General features: G+C 74.4%; 1 protein-coding gene and 2 pseudogenes. 1 reads left to right on the forward strand and 2 read right to left on the reverse strand.

What is annotated here, in order from left to right; all coding sequences use genetic code 11:
- Positions 1 to 382 (forward strand): annotated as a pseudogene (locus EAO70_RS35870) (hypothetical protein); the annotation flags it as partial.
- On the opposite strand, the pseudogene EAO70_RS35875 reads toward EAO70_RS35870, so the two are convergent.
- A pseudogene (locus EAO70_RS35875) lies at positions 331 to 657 on the reverse strand (diaminopimelate decarboxylase); the annotation flags it as partial. The pseudogenes EAO70_RS35870 and EAO70_RS35875 overlap by 52 nt on opposite strands.
- Positions 658 to 669: 12 nt before the next feature.
- On the reverse strand, positions 670 to 844 hold a 175-nt coding region (locus tag EAO70_RS35880), incomplete at its 5' end, for a DALR anticodon-binding domain-containing protein (protein WP_261993225.1).

Here is an 844-nt window from a genome sequence, read left to right on the forward strand (position 1 = left end):
CCAGACCCCCGAGCGGATCCACGTCCACCCCGGCCCCTACGAGCCCGACCTCCTCGGCCCCGACGCCGCCCACCTCCTCGGCCCCGACGCCGCCCGCTGGGCCCTCCTGCGGGCCGCGCCCCAGGATCGGCCGCTCGACGGGACGCCCCTGCTCGCGCAGCACGAGCGCAATCCCCTCTTCCGCGTGCGGTACGCCCACTCCCGTGCCCGGCGGCTCGTCGTCAACGCCGCGCAGCTCGGGTTCGAGCCCTCGTACGACGTGCCCGTGCCCGCACCCGAACTTCTCGGCGTCCTCGGCGACCACCCCCTCGTCCTCCTCGCCGCCGCCCGCCACCGCGCCCCCGACCGGGTCGCCCGGGAGAGGAAGGCCTTGCCGGCGTAGAAGACGTCGGCGTCCGGGCCGAAGGCCTCGGCCCAGGCGCGGCAGCGGGCACGGAAGTCGGCCTCGTCGAGGAAGTAGGCGGGGGTCCCGAACTCCTCGGCGAGGTCGGTCACGCTCCGCCCGCCGACGGTGGCGACACCGCGCTCGTCGCGCTCGACGGTCCGCGACCACACCTTGGGGTCGAGGACGTTGAGGTCGGCGGGGGGCGCGGTGTAGTGGCCCTCGGGAAGGACGTCGGCGTGGCGAGGACCTGCGGGGTGGGCGGAACGACTCATGTCTGAACTCTTTCAAATCCGTTCGGGTGCGCTGATGCCGAGCACGGAGAGGCCACCGGCGAGCACCGTCCCGGCGGCTTCGGCGAGCGCGAGCCGGGAACGGTGGGCGGCCGAGGGTTTCTCGTCGCCGAGCGGCAGAACGGTGTGCTGGAACGCGAGCAGCGCGTCGGCAATGGCTTCCAGGTGC

The organism is Streptomyces sp. adm13(2018), from assembly GCF_008042145.1.
In the GTDB taxonomy this organism is placed as follows: domain Bacteria; phylum Actinomycetota; class Actinomycetes; order Streptomycetales; family Streptomycetaceae; genus Streptomyces.